Raw genomic sequence first — 15,342 nt, forward strand, 5'->3', positions numbered from 1 at the left:
TAGACCATGACCGTGGGGAGTGGTCAACTCGCGCTCAGCATACGGTCGGACGGTCGTTTCTGGTTCAACAGCAGCTGTCTACGGGGCCCGGGACAGCCGCTGACCTGGCTGGGGGGCCTGGATCGGGGGCCTACGGGGATGGCTTCTTCGGTTCGCTCGATGGCCCGGTGGAGGACTTCCCCCCGGCTGCTCGGCCACCCTTCGTATCGGACCCGGGCGTCTCGTGGGCTGTTCGGTCGGCTGCTCGGGCGTCGACAGGCTCGCTGCCCGGCTTCCCGGGGGCGGCCCCGGCGTCCTTCGGGCCGCCGTTCTTCCTCGGCGCGCCCCTCGCCCGCCCCTTCTCCGGCGTTTCCCGCACCGCCTTGCCCAGGGCCGCCTCGGCGGCCGCGTACAGCTCCGCGGGGCGTACGCCGTTCAGCGCGGTGACCAGATGGCCGTCCGGGCGTACGAGCAGGACCGTGTGCGCCGCGGCGCCCGGGTAGCTCTCCGCGACGAGGAGCTCGGCGGGGGCCGGCAGCGCGGTCACCGCGGCGGCGAGGCGGGGCATGATCCCGGCCTTCATCCAGTGCCGCCGGTCCCACACGACGGTTCCGGGCGCCACGAGCACCACGAGGAGCTGGCTGAGGCCGAACCGGTCCCGCAGTCGTACGACGGAACCGTCGGGGGCCGTCACGGCGACGTCGGTGACCGGGGCGCCCGGCTCCGTGGCCACGAGGACCGTGGAGTCCGAACTTCCGGGGGACAGCGGCGAATCGGTGTACGCCCCCGGCGCGCCCAGCTGGCCGCGCCCCACATGGCCGTCCGTGAGCAACGCGTCCTGACCGCGCGCGGCCCCCGGCACGTACGAGCGCAGCCCACCGCCGCCGCGGACCACGGGCAGCGACTGGTCGGCGGCGCGCAGACGCGCGGCCACGGCTGCGCGCCGCTCGGTCTGGTAGCTGTCGAGCAGCGCGCCGCTCGCGCCGTGGTGCCAGGCGAGCGCCAGCTTCCAGGCGAGGTTGTCGGCGTCCCGGAGGCCTTCGTCCAGGCCCTGGGTGCCGACGGCGCCGAGGAGGTGGGCGGCGTCCCCGGCCAGGAAGCAGCGCCCGGAGCGCCAGCGGCGGGCGAGCCGGTGGTGGACCGTGTGGACCCCGGTGTCGAGCAGGTCGTACGGCGGGGTGGCGCCGCACCAGCCCGAGAGGGTCTCCCGGACGCGGGAGACGAGGGCGTCGGGCGTCACCAGGTCGCCGCGCGGCGGCAGCAGCCAGTCGATCCGCCAGACGCCGCCCGGCAGTGGACGCGCCGTCACCTCGGGGCCGCCGCCGGGCCACGGCGGGCTCCGGTGCAGCAACGCTTCGCCGGGCCAGGGAAGTTCCGTCCGCAGGGCGGCAACCGCGTGTCGCTCGACCGCGGTGCGCCCCGGGAAGCGGATGTCGAGCAGCTTGCGGACGGTCGACCGGGGCCCGTCGCAGCCGACGAGATAGCTGCCGCGCCACCAGGTGTCCTTGGGCCCGCGCGTGTGGGCCGTGAGCCCCGAGGCGTCCTGCTCCAGGGTGTCCAGCTTGCTCTCCACCGCGATCTTCACGAGCCGCTCGTCGACGATGGCGTCCCGCAGCGCACCGGTCAGCACGTGCTGCGGCACGTGCAACGGCGAGGGCATCTCGTCACTGAACGTGAGCTGCCGCATCACCTGCTTGCGCCGCATCGACCGCCAGCCGCCCCAGCGCGCCCCCGTGTCCGGGCCCCCGAAGGACGCCCCGCAGAGACGCTCGACGAGTGCCGCCGTGTCCTCCCGCAGGATGACGGTCCGCGCGGGGCGCTGCTCGTCCTTGCCGGGCCCTTCGTCCAGGACCACGGTGGGCACCGAGTGACGGGCGAGAGCCAGGGCGAGCGTGAGCCCCACGGGGCCCGCGCCGACGACGATCACCGGGTCCACGGCGCGCCGCCTCCTGCCAGGACTGCCCGCGAGCGCTGGACGTACGTACAGGAAATGGCAGTTGAAACCCGGTGCACGATCACAGAACGTATGCAACCCACTGCTGGTTCCTGCGTCAAGCGACGAAGGCAGTGGCGTGATCGCCACTGCCTTCGTTCTTGCAGATCATCGGGTGAGCGCCGGGGCGGTCGGCTCAGTTGGTGCTGCCACCGGTGTCGCCCGTGCCGCCACCGAGGGCGCCCAGGGCGCCACCGCCGTCTCCCGTCGCGAACGTTCCCGCCACGGCCGCCGGAGGCACCATCGCGCCGGTGGACTTCTTCCCGCGCCGCAGCCTGCGCTCCAGCCAGGAGGCGAACGACGTGAGGATGAAGTTCAGCACGATGTAGATCACCGCGACGATCGTGAAGCTGGCGATGACGTTGGCACCGTAGTAGCCGCTCATCGTGCTGACGGTCGACAGGAGCTCGGGGAAGGTCAGCATCGCGCCGCCGAGCGCGGTGTCCTTCACGATGACCACGAGCTGGCTGACGATCGCGGGCAGCATCGCCGTGACCGACTGCGGAAGGAGCACGGACCGCATGGTCTGGCCCTTGCGGAGGCCGATGGCCTTGGCCGCCTCGGTCTGGCCCTTGGGCAGGGCGAGGATGCCCGCCCGCACGATCTCCGCGAGCACGGAGGCGTTGTACAGGACGAGTCCGGTCACGACCGCGTACATGGGCCGGTCGTCGGAGGTGACGTCGCTGTACTCGGCGAAGGCCGCGTTGGCGAACAGCATCAGGATGAGGACCGGGATCGCGCGGAAGAACTCCACGATCGTGCCGGCCACGATGCGCACCCACAGGTGGTCCGAGAGGCGCGCGATACCGAGCACCGCACCCAGGGGCAGTGCGATGACCATGGAGTACGCAGCTGCCTTGAGCGTGTTCTCCAGGCCGGGCCAGATGTACGTCGTCCAGGACCTGCTGTCCGTGAAGAAGGGCTTCCACTTCTCCCAGTCGAGCTGGCCCTTGTCCGACAGGGCGTTGTAGACCCACCAGCCCACCAGGCCGACGGCGACCAGGAAGACCACTGAGTAGATGATGTTGCGCTGTTTGGCGCGGGGGCCCGGGACGTCGTAGAGGACGGAGTTCATCGCTTGACCGCCACCTTCTTGCTGACCCAGCCGAGGATCAGACCGGTCGGAAGGGTGAGGCAGATGAAGCCGAACGCGAAGACGGCGGCGATCGCGATCGTCTGGGCCTCGTTCTCGATCATGCCCTTCATCAGCAGGGCCGCCTCGGCGACACCGATCGCGGCGGCCACGGTGGTGTTCTTCGTGAGCGCGATGAGGACGTTGGCGAGCGGAGCCACCACCGAGCGGAAGGCCTGCGGGAGCACGACCAGGGTGAGGACCTGTGTGAAGCTCAGGCCGATCGCGCGGGCGGCCTCGGCCTGGCCCAACGGCACGGTGTTGATGCCCGAGCGCAGCGCCTCACAGACGAAGGCGGCCGTGTAGGCGGTCAGACCGAGCACCGCCAGGCGGAAGTTGGTCGCGTCGATGGTCGACGCACCCAGGTCGATGAGCAGCGTCTGGTTCAGGCCGAGCGACGTGAACACGATGATGATGGTCAGCGGAATGTTCCGCACGACGTTGACGTAGACGGCTCCGAAGCCGCGCATCAGGGGTACGGGGCTGACGCGCATGCCCGCCAGCACGGTTCCCCATATCAGGGAGCCGACCGCTGAGAGTCCGGTGAGCTTCACCGTCTCCCAGAAGGCCCCCCACAGGTCATAGCCTTCAAGAAAGTCGAACACGTTCTCCCGCGCTTCCGCGTAGAGGGACAGCTTCCGCGTAGAGGGCGAAGGGGCGTGCCGCCACGGCGAGCGGCACGCCCCTCACGTCCTGCTTACTTGACGATGTCGCCGATCTTCGGGGCGGGCTCGTTCTTGTAGTTGGCCGGGCCGAAGTTGGCCTTCACGGCCTTCTCCCACGAGCCGTCCTTGACCATCGCGGCCAGCGCGTCGTTGATCTTCTTCTTGAGGTCGGAGCCCTTCTTGACGCCGATCCCGTAGTTTTCGTTGGTCATCTTGAAGCCGCCGAGCTTGAACTTGCCCTGGAAGTTCTTCTGCGCGGCGTAACCGGCGAGGATCGAGTCGTCGGTGGTGAGCGCGTCGATGGCCTTGCTCTGCAGGCCGGTCAGGCACTGGGAGTAGGCGCCGTAGTTCTGGAGCTGGGCCTTGGGCGCCAGCTTCTCCTTGACGTTCTGCGCCGAGGTCGAGCCGGTCACCGAGCAGAGCTTCTTGCTGTTCAGGTCCTTCGGCGACTTGATCGACTTGTCGTCGGCGCGGACCAGGACGTCCTGGTGGGCGAGCAGGTACGGACCCGCGAAGTCGACCTTCTCCTCGCGCTCCGGCGTGATCGAGTAGGTCGCCGCGATGAAGTCGACGTCACCGCGCTGGAGCATCGTCTCGCGGTCGGCGCTCTTGGCTTCCTTCCACTCGATGTCGCCCTCCTTGTAGCCGAGCTTCTTGGCCACGTAGGTGGCGACGTCGACGTCGAAGCCCTCGTACTTGCCGTCCGGCGTCTTCTGGCCGAGGCCGGGCTGGTCGAACTTGATGCCGATGGTGACCTTGCCGCCCCCGCCGGAGCCCTTGTCGTCCTTGTCGTCGTCGCCGCCACACGCGGTGGCCGTGAGGGAGAGTGCGAGCAGAACGGAGGCTGCCGCGGTGACCTTGCGAACCTTCATGGTGAACATCCTTCGTTTCGGCGGAGGTTGGGGGAGACGCTGCCGAGCGTCATGCGTCCGATGAGGCGTCCCGCGCGCGGGAGCGCGTGCGGCGCGTCAGTGGTGCAGGATCTTCGACAGGAAGTCCTTGGCACGGTCGCTGCGCGGGTTGCTGAAGAACTGGTCCGGCGTGGCCTCTTCGACGATCCGGCCGTCCGCCATGAAGACGACCCGGTTGGCGGCCGACCGGGCGAAGCCCATCTCGTGGGTGACGACGACCATGGTCATGCCGTCCCGGGCGAGCTGCTGCATCACCTCGAGGACCTCATTGATCATCTCGGGGTCGAGCGCGGACGTGGGCTCGTCGAAGAGCATGACCTTGGGCCCCATGGCGAGCGCCCGGGCGATCGCCACACGCTGCTGCTGGCCACCGGAGAGCTGCGCCGGGTACTTGTCGGCCTGGGTGCCGACGCCCACGCGGTCGAGCAGACCGCGTGCCTTCTCCTCCGCCTCCGCCTTGGCCGTCCTGCGCACTTTGACCTGGCCCAGCATCACGTTCTCGAGCACGGTCTTGTGCGCGAAGAGGTTGAAGGACTGGAAGACCATGCCCACGTCGGCGCGGAGCCTGGCGAGCTCCTTGCCCTCCTGGGGCAGCGGTTTGCCGTCGATCGTGATCGCGCCGGAGTCGATGGTCTCCAGGCGGTTGATCGTGCGGCACAGCGTCGACTTGCCGGACCCGGAGGGCCCGATCACGACGACGACTTCGCCGCGGGCGATGGTCAGGTCGATGTCCTGGAGGACGTGCAGTGCGCCGAAGTGCTTGTTGACGTTCTTCAACACGACAAGGTCGTCCGCCGCGGGTATGGCGTCCTTGGTCACCGATACTTCGGTCACGGCTTGTTGCTCCATCCTCCTCGGGTTGGGAGGACAGTAGTAACCCGGTGCGACCAGCGTCATTACATCTGAGGGGAAATTGAGCATAACGATCCGGCCGCAACCGGACACACCGTGTGAAGAGGGCGCCCCGCGCGCGTACCGGGTGCATAACGGAACGTGTCCGTGACCCGAAGGGCCTTGACGCGGTCCTTATCCATCGGCGTGGATGCCTTGGGGCGCGTCGCGGCGTCCGGCACACCGCTGGATCCGCGCGCACGCGCGCGTACGAGACGCCTACGACAAAGGGCGTACCCCGCACGCGAGCGGGAGCGGAACGATCAATGAACTGACGGTACGACCGATGAACTACAGGGGAGCCTATGGGCTGGAGGAGGGCCGCATGAGACTGCTGCTCGTCGAGGACGACGACCACGTGGCCGCCGCCTTGTCCGCGGTCCTGGCCCGGCACGGCTTCGCCGTCACCCACGCGCGCAACGGCGAGGAGGCCCTCCAGGCCCTGCTGCCGGGCGACGCGGCACCCTTCGGGGTGGTGCTCCTCGACCTCGGCCTGCCCGACCAGGACGGCTATGAGGTCTGCGGGAAGATCCGCAAGCGCACGCGGACCCCGGTCATCATGGTGACGGCCCGCGCCGACGTGCGCTCCCGCATCCACGGCCTGAACCTCGGAGCCGATGACTACGTAGTGAAGCCGTACGACACTGGGGAGCTCATCGCACGCATCCACGCGGTCACCCGCCGCCCGTCCGCGGCCGAGGCCGCCGCGGCCCCCGCCGAGACGGAACTGCGGCTCGGCAACGTACGCATCGAACTGCCCACCCGTCAGGTCAGCGTGGACGGTGCCAAGGTGCAACTGACCCGCAAGGAGTTCGACTTGCTCGCGCTGCTCGCCCAGCGGCCCGGGGTGGTCTTCCGCCGGGAGCAGATCATTAGCGAGGTGTGGCGCACCAGTTGGGAGGGCACGGGCCGCACGCTGGAGGTGCACGTCGCGTCCCTGCGGGCCAAGCTGCACATGCCCGCCCTGATCGAGACCGTGCGCGGAGTCGGGTACCGGCTCGTCGCCCCGGCGTCGTAGCGGGGCCAGGTGCGCGCCCGCCTCCTGCCGCTGCTCATCGTCCTGATGGCGGGCGTCCTGCTGGCCCTGGGCTTCCCCCTCGCCGTGAGCGTGGCGTCGGCCCAGCAGCAGAAGGTCGTCGTCGACCGCATCGACGACACGGCGCGCTTCGCCTCGCTCGCGCAGTTCGTCACGAAACGGCCCGCCGGTTCGCGCTTGCGCGACAAGGACGAGCGCCGCGAGACCCTCCAGAAGGAACTCGACTACTACAACGAGGTCTACGGCATCAAGGCGGGTGTCTTCTTCCGCGACAGGTACCCCATGGCGCACGCCCCGGCCGCGTGGTTCCTGCCCGGCGCGGGCCACCCCGTGAGCGACGCCTTCGAAGAGGCGCTGCGCTCCCGGGGGAGCCACGACCCGCCCCAGGTGTGGCCCTGGCAGGAGGGCGGGCGCATCGTCGTGGCGTCACCGGTGATCCGCGACGGAGACGTGGTCGCCGTCGTCGTCACCGACTCGCCCACCGGGCGCATGCGTGCGAAGACCCTGCACGGCTGGCTCCTGATCGTCGCGGGCGAGTCGGCGGCGATGCTCCTCGCGGTCGGCGCCGCGCTGCGCCTCACCCGCTGGATCCTGCGTCCGGTGGGCGTCCTGGACGCGACCACGCACGACATCGCGACCGGGCGCCTCGCCTCCCGGGTCGCGGCGGCCGGCGGGCCGCCGGAACTCCGGCGCCTGGCCCGTTCGTTCAACGAGATGGCCGACCACGTCGAGGACGTCCTGGAGCAGCAGCGTGCCTTCGTCGCCGACGCCTCCCACCAACTGCGCAACCCCCTGTCCGCCCTCCTCCTGCGCATCGAGCTGCTCGCCCTGGAGCTGCCCGAGGGCAATGAGGAGATCGCCTCGGTCCGCACCGAGGGCAAGCGTCTCGCCCAGGTCCTCGACGACCTCCTGGACCTGGCGCTCGCCGAGCACGCCGCGGCGGACCTCCAGCTCACCGACATCGGCGAGCTGGCGGCCGAGCGCGTGGCGTCCTGGCGCCCGCTCGCCGAGGAGCGGGGCGTGCGCCTGGAGGGGCACTGCCCGGCGACCACCGGCTGGGCGGACCCGATCGCGCTGTCCAGCGCCCTGGACGCGGTGATCGACAACGCCCTGAAGTTCACGCCGGAGGGGGAGCGGGTCGAGGTGCGGGTCGCCTCGGCCGACGCGACGACGACGGTCGTCGTCACCGACGGCGGCCCGGGCCTCACCGACGACGAGCTGGCCCGCATCGGCGACCGCTTCTGGCGCAGCAACCGGCACCAGAACGTGAAGGGCTCCGGCCTCGGCCTGTCGATCTCCCGGGCGCTGCTCGCCGCGGGCGGCGGCTCCCTGGAGTACGCGCGCCACGAGCCGCACGGTCTGAAGGCGACGCTCGGGGTGCCCCGGCAGGCTCCCGCGGGCAGGCCCGCGGCTAAGGCTTGACCGAGCGGTAGTAGCGCCGCGCGCCCTCGTGCAGCGCCAAGGGGTGCGTGTACAGGGCCGTCCGCAGGTCGACCAGTTGCGCGGCGTGCACGCGCGCGCCGATGCGGTCGCGGCTGTCGATGACCGTACGGGTCAGGCCCTCCGTCAGCTTCGGGTCGGCGCGGTTGGTGGTCACCAGGAGGTTGGCCACGGCCAGGGTCCGCACGGACGCGTTCTGCTGGGCCTCTGGATAGGCGTCGGCGGGCATGACGGCGGCACGGTAGTAGCGCGACTCGCGGCCCTGTCGGTGCAGGGCGTCGACGAGGTCGCCGAGCGGTACGAGGCGGATGCTCATGCGCTCGGAGAGCTTCTGCACGGACGTCGTGGGCAGTCCGCCGGACCAGAAGAAGGCGTCGATCTTGCCGCGCCGCAGCAGCTCGGGCGCGGTGTCTATGCCGGCGGGCAGCGCCGTGAGGTCCTTCTTCAGGTCGAGCCCGGCGGCCTGGAGGACGCGGTCGGCGATCAGCTGCACCCCGGAGCGCGGCTGTCCGACGGCGACCTTCTTCCCGCGCAGGTCCCGCGCCGACATGATGTCCGACGAGCGGCGCACGACGATGTGTACGTAGTCGTCGTACAGCCGGGCGCAGCCCCGCAGCCGGTCCGCTCCGGGGCCGCCGTCCAGGCGGTACTTCTCCACGGCGTCGGCCGCCGCGATGGTGAAGTCGGCCTTCCCGGTGGCCACCCGCTGCACGTTCTGCTGCGACCCCTGGCTGTTCAGGAGGTCGATGGTGACGTCCGGCATGTCCTTGGCGGCGGCGCTCCGCAGCAGGTTCCCGTACGTCTCGTAGACGGCGCCCTTGACGCCCGTGCTGAAGCTCATCTGCCCCTTGGGCGACTCGTCGCCCACCGGGAGCAGCCACCACAGGAGCAGCCCGAACACCACGAGGCCCGCGGCCGAGCCCTGGAGGGCGCGCCGTCGGGTGAGGTGGGACAGGGCCGCGAACATGGGCGCGATCCTGCCATTCGCCTCGCCGTGGTGACCAGGGCCCGAGCGGCCCGACGGGAAAGGCGCCCTCTCCGGAGGGGTGACTCAGCGCACCACGGCCCGCGTCAGGAGGTCGCGGAGCGTGTCCTGCTCCCGGTCCGACAGGGGGCTGAGAGGGGACTCCTTGGAGAGCGACGCCATCAGACGCTCGCGCAGGGCGGTGCCTTGGGGAGTGAGGACGAGTTGCTTGGCGCGGCGGTCGCTGGGGTGGGGGCGGCGCTCGACGAGGCCCTGCTCCTCCAGGCGGTCGGAGACGAACGTGGCGTTGGACGGCTCGCAGCTCATCCGCTGTGCCAGCTCGCGCAGGGTCAGGGGCCCGGTCAGCTCCCGCAGCGCGATCGCCTGCGGCGCGGTCAGGCCGAGGGCGATGGCGTGCTCGCGCACGTGCGTCTCGATCCGCCGGGCGAGGGCGTTCACGAGGCCGCAGACGCGCCAGTCGGCCGCTGGGAGGTCCGCAGGCGCCGCCGGGTCCGTCTCCGCGCTCGCGACCGCCGTACGGCCCGCCTGGTCGGCTTCCTGAGCGTTCCCGCGCGTGTTCGCCATGGCTCCCAGCCTACTCACTCCATGCAACTCGAATGGTTGCAACTCGAATGGTTCTAGCTCTAACGTTTCTCTCGGTGCGGCGGCGCGACCGTCGCACCGACGGCTGAACCGACCGCCCTGGAGGCCCCATGCCCACGCCCGAGAACACCGCTGACGCGCCCGTCGACGCCGTCGCGCCGCCGCGTGCGGAGGCCGAGCGGCTCCGCAGGCCCGCCCGCACCCGCACGTTCCACCTCGGCGAACTGCGCGTCAGCTATGTGGCGGACGGGGCCGTGGGCCTCAAGCCCGGTGGCTGGCTGCCCGCCGCGACCGACAGCGACTGGGCGACGTACGCGGACCACCTGGATGAGCACGGACACCTCGTGGCGAGCGTCGGCGGGCTGCTCGTCGAGCACGGCGACCGTGCCCTGCTGATCGACGCCGGATTCGGCCCGCAGGCCTTCGCGGACGCCCCGGACAACCCCCTGATAGGCGCCCTGAGCAGCGGCAGGCTCCTCGACAGCCTCGACGAGCTGGGCCGCGACCCCGGCACGATCGAGGCGGTCGCCTTCACACACCTGCACGGCGACCACCTGGGGTGGGCCTGGAACCCCGCCCCGGGCGGCACCGAACCCGCCTTCACGCGCGCCGCCTACCTCTTCGCGCGGCCTGAGTGGGACCAGCGCCACCTGGCCGCGAGCCACGGCGCGACCGAGGAGGTCCTGGCCGTCCTCGCGCCCAAGGTGCGCACGGTCACGGACGGCGAGGAGGTCTTCCCCGGCGTACGCGCCCTCGTGCGGCCGGGCCACACCGTGGGGCACGTGACCTTCGAGATCACCTCGGGCGGGCAGCGGCTCCTGGCCTTCGGCGACGCCCTGCACTCGCCGGTCCAGGTCACCCACCCGGAGTGGTCGGCGGCCGTCGACCACGACCCCGGCGTCGCGGCCGAGTACCGCCACTGGCTCGTGAACGAGCTGACCGAGCCCGACACGCTGGGCTTCGGCATCCACTTCGCGGACGTGGTCTTCGGCCGGGCGGAACGGGACTCCCGGGGGCGCACGGTCTGGGTCCCGCTGCCCTGACGGGCCGCGCGGGGGCCCATTGTCCGGGCGGCCCGTTGTGCGTGCGGGCCTTTGTGTGTGCGGCTCAGCCCTTGCGGGCCACGCCCGCGTACATGGCCACCTCGTCCGGCAGTGCCGCCGGATCGCCGTCGGTCCCCTCCGGGCGCCAGCGCGAGCACGAGACCACACCGGGATCCAGCAGATCGAGACCCTCGAAGAACCGGGCCACCTGGTCGGGCGTGCGCTGCGTCAGCTTCGGAGTGCCGTGCTCGTTCCAGAAGGCCACCGCCGCGTCCACGTCCGGCATCGCCGGGCTGGTGATCGTGTGCGAAAGGACCAGATGGCTCCCGGCGGGCAGGGCGTCCATGAGGCGGCGCACGAGACCGTAGGCCTCCTGGTCGTCGTCGATGAAAATCACGACCCCCAGGAGCATCAGTGCGACCGGCTCACTGAAGTCCAGGGTCCGCGCCGCGTGCTTCAGGACGCTCTCAACGTCCCTCATGTCGGCGTCCAGGTAGTCGGTGCGCCCCTCCGGGGAGCTGGTCAGCAGAGCACGCGCGTGCGTGAGGACCAGCGGATCGTTGTCTACGTAGACGATGCGTGACTCCGGGGCGATCCGCTGGGCCACCTCGTGCGTGTTGTCGGCCGTCGGCAGGCCGGTGCCGACGTCGAGGAACTGGCGCACTCCGAGGTCCGTCACCAGGTGGCGCACCGCACGGCCCAGGAAGAGGCGGTCCGCGCGCGCGTAGTCACCGATCCCGGGGTGCAGCTCGCGGATGCGGTCGCCCGCCTCCCGGTCGACCGCGTAGTTGTCCTTGCCGCCGAGCCAGTAGTTCCAGATCCGCGCCGTGTGCGGCTGCGCGGTGTTGATCCGGCTCCGTACGGCGTCGGCGGCGTCCTTGGGGGACGGTTCCTGGGTGCTCGGCGGAACCTCAGGGGAAGGGTTCCCGGTCACGTGATCGCCTCCTGGCGCGAGGGGTGGGCCGGTGCGGTTGCCAACACGCAATCTAGCGGGGTGAGTTGGGTGCTCAGGACCGGACCGCCACAAGGGGGCGCCCGGCCCGGCCGGGAGGGCGCCGCCCCGCAGGGCTGTCGCCGCCCGGCCGGGGCCGCCGGGCCGCTCCGCACGGTGTACTGATCCAAGCCCTTACCCTGGACGGGTGAGCGGTGACGACGTGGCTGGTGGAGCAGTGGACGGATTGAAGACCTACGAGGTGCGCACCTACGGGTGCCAGATGAACGTCCACGACTCCGAGCGCCTCTCCGGGCTCCTGGAGGGCGCGGGGTACGTGCGCGCCCCCGAAGGCTCCGACGGCGACGCCGACGTCGTGGTCTTCAACACGTGCGCGGTGCGTGAGAACGCCGACAACCGCCTGTACGGCAACCTCGGCCGCCTCGCCCCGAGGAAGGCCTCGCGCCCCGGCATGCAGATCGCCGTCGGCGGCTGTCTGGCGCAGAAGGACCGGGACACCATCGTCAAGAAGGCCCCCTGGGTCGACGTCGTCTTCGGGACGCACAACATCGGCAAGCTGCCGGTCCTCCTGGAGCGCGCCCGCGTCCAGGAAGAGGCGCAGATCGAGATCGCCGAGTCCCTGGAGGCGTTCCCCTCGACGCTGCCCACGCGCCGCGAGAGCGCGTACGCGGCCTGGGTGTCGATCTCCGTCGGCTGTAACAACACCTGCACCTTCTGCATCGTGCCCGCCCTGCGCGGCAAGGAGAAGGACCGCAGGACCGGCGACATCCTCGCCGAGATCGAGGCCCTCGTCGCCGAGGGCGTCTCCGAGATCACGCTCCTCGGCCAGAACGTCAACGCGTACGGCTCCGACATCGGCGACCGCGAGGCCTTCAGCAAGCTCCTGCGCGCCTGCGGCGCGATCGAAGGCCTGGAGCGGGTCCGCTTCACCTCGCCGCACCCGCGCGACTTCACGGACGACGTGATCGCCGCGATGGCCGAGACGCCGAACGTGATGCCCCAGCTGCACATGCCGCTGCAGTCCGGCTCGGACCCCGTCCTGAAGGCGATGCGCCGCTCCTACCGCCAGGAGCGCTACCTGGGCATCATCGAGAAGGTCCGCGCCGCCATCCCGCACGCGGCCATCACCACGGACATCATCGTGGGCTTCCCCGGGGAGACCGAGGAGGACTTCGAGCAGACCCTGCACGTGGTCCGCGAGGCCCGCTTCGCCCAGGCCTTCACCTTCCAGTACTCCAAGCGGCCCGGCACCCCCGCCGCCGAGATGGACGGCCAGATCCCCAAGGAGGTCGTGCAGGCGCGCTACGAGCGCCTGGTGGCCCTCCAGGAGGAGATCTCCTGGGAGGAGAACAAGAAGCAGGTCGGCCGCACCCTGGAGCTCATGGTCGCCGAGGGCGAGGGCCGCAAGGACGGCGCCACGCACCGCCTCTCCGGCCGCGCCCCCGACAACCGCCTGGTCCACTTCACCAAGCCGGACACCGAGGTGCGCCCCGGCGACGTGGTGACCGTCGAGGTGACGTACGCGGCGCCGCACCACTTGCTCGCCGAGGGACCCGTGCTCGACGTGCGCCGCACGCGCGCGGGCGACGCCTGGGAGAAGCGCAACACCACCGAGGCCGCGAAGCCGGCCGGTGTCCTGCTCGGCCTCCCCAAGGTGGGTGTCCCGGAGCCCCTGCCGGTGGCCACGGGCGGCGGCTGCAGCCTGGACTGACGGTTCGCGGCCGGGTGCCCCGCACGGGCACCCGGCCCGCCCTGTCTCCCGGCCTGCCCGACTCCACCGCGCCCCGGCGGTCGCCCTCCCCGCTGTCCGTGGGGAGCGTTACGCTGCGGATCATGCTTGTCGCCGCTGCCGTCTGCCCCTGCCCGCCGCTGCTCGTGCCCGAGGTGGCCGCGGGCGCCGCGCCCGAGCTCGACGCCGCGCGTGCGGCCTGCTCGGACGCGATCGCCGTCCTCGCGGCCTCCCGGCCGGACCTCCTGGTGGTCGTCGGCCCTGCCGACCGGAGCGGCCGAGGCCCCCATGCGCAAGGCGCCCCCGGGTCGTTCCGCGGCTTCGGTGTGGACCTCGACGTCACACTGGGCGAGGCGTCCCCCGGGCAGGGCGCTACGGCGCCGGAGCGCGAGCTCCCGACGTCCCTGGCCGTCGGCGCGTGGCTGCTCGGCCGCACGAAGTGGTCGGCCGCGCCCGTGGAGGGCCTCGGCGTGGGGGAACCGCTCGAGCCCGAGCGGTGCATCCAGAGCGGGGAGGCGATCGCCGCCCGCGCGGACCGGGTGGCACTGCTGGTCATGGGCGACTCCAGCGCCTGCCGCACGCTGAAGGCGCCCGGCTATCTCGACGACCGGGCGGAGGGCTTCGACGCGCGCGTCGCCGAGGCGCTGGGCGCGGCGGACGTGGCGGCCCTCAAGTCCCTGGACGCCGAGCTCGCGTACGAGCTGAAGGCCGCGGGCCGCGCCCCCTGGCAGGTGCTCGCGGGCGCCGCCGAGGGCGCGGGCCTGCGCGGAGCCCTGCTCTTCGACGACGCGCCCTACGGGGTGGGGTATCTGGTGGCGACCTGGTCCTAGGCGGGCCTGGCGGCCGCCAGGCTGTGAGCGGTGCTCAGGGCGCGGCGCCCGCAGGTCGCCGGTGCCCTGGGCGGGCCGGTCAGCAGCCCAGGCAGGCGCTGTGTCCGTGTGGGGCGTCAAGCAGCTGTGGCGGGCCGTGAGCGACCTCGGTGGCCCGCCGACGGCTTCGGCGAGCCCACCTGGATCTGGCCGACACCCGACCGCTTCGGCAAGCCCGTCACGGCCCCCGGCGGACACCCCGACGAGGTCCCCGCACCTGCCGACGACGGTCTCCGTACACGTCGACTACACGCATCGACACACGGCACACGACACGCCTCACGAGGCATACGTGGCGAGGCGCCCCCTGCGACCCCACCCGCCGCCCTCGGCCCACCGCACACGCCGACGGCCGTGAAGCTCAGCGCGCTTCACGGCCGTCCGTCGGTGTGTTCAGGAGGCCGACGGGGGTGACGGCGACGACGGGGGAGTGGTGCCGCCCCCCGTGCCCTTGCCGTCGTGGCTCCCGGCGAGGCGATCCAGGGCGTCCTTCGCCTTGCCCGTCCCCGTCTGGATCTTGTCGCTGTACTTGCCCTTGGTCTTGCTGTCGACCATCTTCGCGGCCTTGTCCAGGCCTTGGTCGATCTTGTCCCCGTGCTGCTGCGCGAGGCCGGAGACCTTGTCCTTCGCGGGGGCGAGCTTGGCTTTCAGGTTCTGCAGGAAGCCCATCGGTTCACCTTGCCTCACCGGGAGTCACTTGCGGGCGCCCTCACCGGCCTCGTTGTCGGCCGCCTCCTGGGCGGACTGCTGCTTGGGGATCTCCACGTTCTCCGCGGCGGCCGCCTCGGTGGCCTCCGCCTTGTCGCCCGTATCGTCCTTGCCGTCCTCGGCCTTCGCCTCGCTCGTGGCATCGTCCGAGGCGGCTGCCTCGGCCTCGGCGGTCTCCGTGGCATCGGAAGACCCGGCGGCACCCTCCGGCTCCGCCGTGAGCGTCGCCGCCGCTGCCTCCTCGGTCGAGGCCTCGGACTTCTTGCGGCGGAACCGTGAAAAGACACCCATAACTACTCCATACGTTACTCGTGTGGGCGAAATCCCGCGCCGCCCGGTGCGTCCGATTGCGTCGCCCGGGTTACCGGCCTCGAAACCGGCGGCCGGGACCTCGCAACAGGCAACGAACCCGCAGCCGTGCCGTCAC

The 15,342-nt window shown here is 71.3% G+C and carries 15 protein-coding genes; 5 read left to right on the forward strand and 10 right to left on the reverse strand.

All coding sequences use genetic code 11. The features are described from left to right. Positions 1-130: 130 nt before the first annotated feature. From ACIG3E_RS39115 to ACIG3E_RS39135, 5 genes are all read right to left on the reverse strand, one after another. On the reverse strand, positions 131-1,915 hold the full coding sequence (locus ACIG3E_RS39115) for an FAD-dependent monooxygenase (RefSeq protein ID WP_399625594.1): 1,785 nt from the start codon (positions 1,913-1,915) through the stop codon (positions 131-133). Between the two features lie 193 nt (positions 1,916-2,108). Next, positions 2,109-3,047, reverse strand: coding sequence for an amino acid ABC transporter permease (locus ACIG3E_RS39120; RefSeq protein ID WP_399625597.1), 939 nt, complete (start codon positions 3,045-3,047; stop codon positions 2,109-2,111). Next, complete coding sequence (locus tag ACIG3E_RS39125) at positions 3,044-3,709, reverse strand: amino acid ABC transporter permease (RefSeq protein ID WP_399625600.1); 666 nt, start codon at positions 3,707-3,709, stop codon at positions 3,044-3,046. The genes ACIG3E_RS39120 and ACIG3E_RS39125 overlap by 4 nt, the downstream gene beginning before the upstream one ends. A gap of 92 nt (positions 3,710-3,801) precedes the next feature. Further along, positions 3,802-4,641, reverse strand: coding sequence for a glutamate ABC transporter substrate-binding protein (locus tag ACIG3E_RS39130; RefSeq protein WP_399625603.1), 840 nt, complete (start codon positions 4,639-4,641; stop codon positions 3,802-3,804). A 96-nt stretch (positions 4,642-4,737) separates the two neighbouring features. Next, the gene (locus ACIG3E_RS39135; protein ID WP_030680539.1) at positions 4,738-5,514 is read right to left on the reverse strand and encodes an amino acid ABC transporter ATP-binding protein; all 777 of its coding nucleotides are present in this window, start codon (positions 5,512-5,514) and stop codon (positions 4,738-4,740) included. A 382-nt stretch (positions 5,515-5,896) separates the two neighbouring features. On the opposite strand from ACIG3E_RS39135, the gene ACIG3E_RS39140 reads away from it, so the two are divergent. Both ACIG3E_RS39140 and ACIG3E_RS39145 read left to right on the forward strand, forming a co-directional pair. Further along, positions 5,897-6,589 (forward strand): response regulator transcription factor, encoded by a 693-nt coding sequence (locus ACIG3E_RS39140; protein WP_399625607.1) that lies wholly within the window; start codon positions 5,897-5,899, stop codon positions 6,587-6,589. Positions 6,590-6,598: 9 nt separating this feature from the next. Next, entirely contained in the window at positions 6,599-8,029 is a 1,431-nt protein-coding gene (locus tag ACIG3E_RS39145) for a sensor histidine kinase (protein WP_399625609.1), read from the forward strand. On the opposite strand, the gene ACIG3E_RS39150 is transcribed toward ACIG3E_RS39145, so the two are convergent. Further along, entirely contained in the window at positions 8,019-9,014 is a 996-nt protein-coding gene (locus ACIG3E_RS39150) for a TAXI family TRAP transporter solute-binding subunit (protein WP_399625611.1), read from the reverse strand. The two genes, ACIG3E_RS39145 and ACIG3E_RS39150, sit on opposite strands and share 11 nt — an antisense overlap. An 84-nt stretch (positions 9,015-9,098) precedes the next feature. Beyond that, a complete protein-coding gene (locus ACIG3E_RS39155; protein WP_399625613.1) occupies positions 9,099-9,596 on the reverse strand; it encodes a MarR family winged helix-turn-helix transcriptional regulator in 498 nt (165 codons plus the stop codon). Positions 9,597-9,724: 128 nt separating this feature from the next. Between ACIG3E_RS39155 and ACIG3E_RS39160 the strand changes: the two genes are divergently transcribed. Beyond that, the gene (locus ACIG3E_RS39160; RefSeq protein ID WP_399625616.1) at positions 9,725-10,657 is read left to right on the forward strand and encodes an MBL fold metallo-hydrolase; all 933 of its coding nucleotides are present in this window, start codon (positions 9,725-9,727) and stop codon (positions 10,655-10,657) included. Between the two features lie 64 nt (positions 10,658-10,721). Here the strand turns inward: ACIG3E_RS39160 and ACIG3E_RS39165 are convergent, their stop codons facing one another. After that, on the reverse strand, positions 10,722-11,507 hold the full coding sequence (locus ACIG3E_RS39165; protein WP_399625662.1) for an SAM-dependent methyltransferase: 786 nt from the start codon (positions 11,505-11,507) through the stop codon (positions 10,722-10,724). A gap of 304 nt (positions 11,508-11,811) precedes the next feature. On the opposite strand from ACIG3E_RS39165, the gene miaB reads away from it, so the two are divergent. Both miaB and ACIG3E_RS39175 read left to right on the forward strand, forming a co-directional pair. Next, a complete protein-coding gene (gene miaB / locus ACIG3E_RS39170) occupies positions 11,812-13,320 on the forward strand; it encodes a tRNA (N6-isopentenyl adenosine(37)-C2)-methylthiotransferase MiaB (protein WP_399625664.1) in 1,509 nt (502 codons plus the stop codon). A gap of 122 nt (positions 13,321-13,442) precedes the next feature. Further along, positions 13,443-14,168 carry a class III extradiol dioxygenase subunit B-like domain-containing protein gene (locus ACIG3E_RS39175; RefSeq protein ID WP_399625618.1) on the forward strand — a complete coding sequence of 242 codons (726 nt, stop codon included), beginning with the start codon at positions 13,443-13,445 and terminating at the stop codon, positions 14,166-14,168. Positions 14,169-14,600: 432 nt separating this feature from the next. Here the strand turns inward: ACIG3E_RS39175 and ACIG3E_RS39180 are convergent, their stop codons facing one another. Together ACIG3E_RS39180 and ACIG3E_RS39185 are read right to left on the reverse strand one after the other, a co-directional pair. Continuing rightward, the gene (locus ACIG3E_RS39180; protein ID WP_399625620.1) at positions 14,601-14,876 is read right to left on the reverse strand and encodes an antitoxin; all 276 of its coding nucleotides are present in this window, start codon (positions 14,874-14,876) and stop codon (positions 14,601-14,603) included. 24 nt (positions 14,877-14,900) lie between these two features. Continuing rightward, positions 14,901-15,206, reverse strand: a complete 306-nt coding sequence (locus tag ACIG3E_RS39185; RefSeq protein ID WP_399625623.1) for a hypothetical protein — start codon at positions 15,204-15,206, stop codon at positions 14,901-14,903. Positions 15,207-15,342: the final 136 nt, after the last annotated feature.

The sequence above is a fragment of the Streptomyces sp. NPDC053474 genome, from assembly GCF_044544845.1.
Lineage (GTDB): Bacteria > Actinomycetota > Actinomycetes > Streptomycetales > Streptomycetaceae > Streptomyces.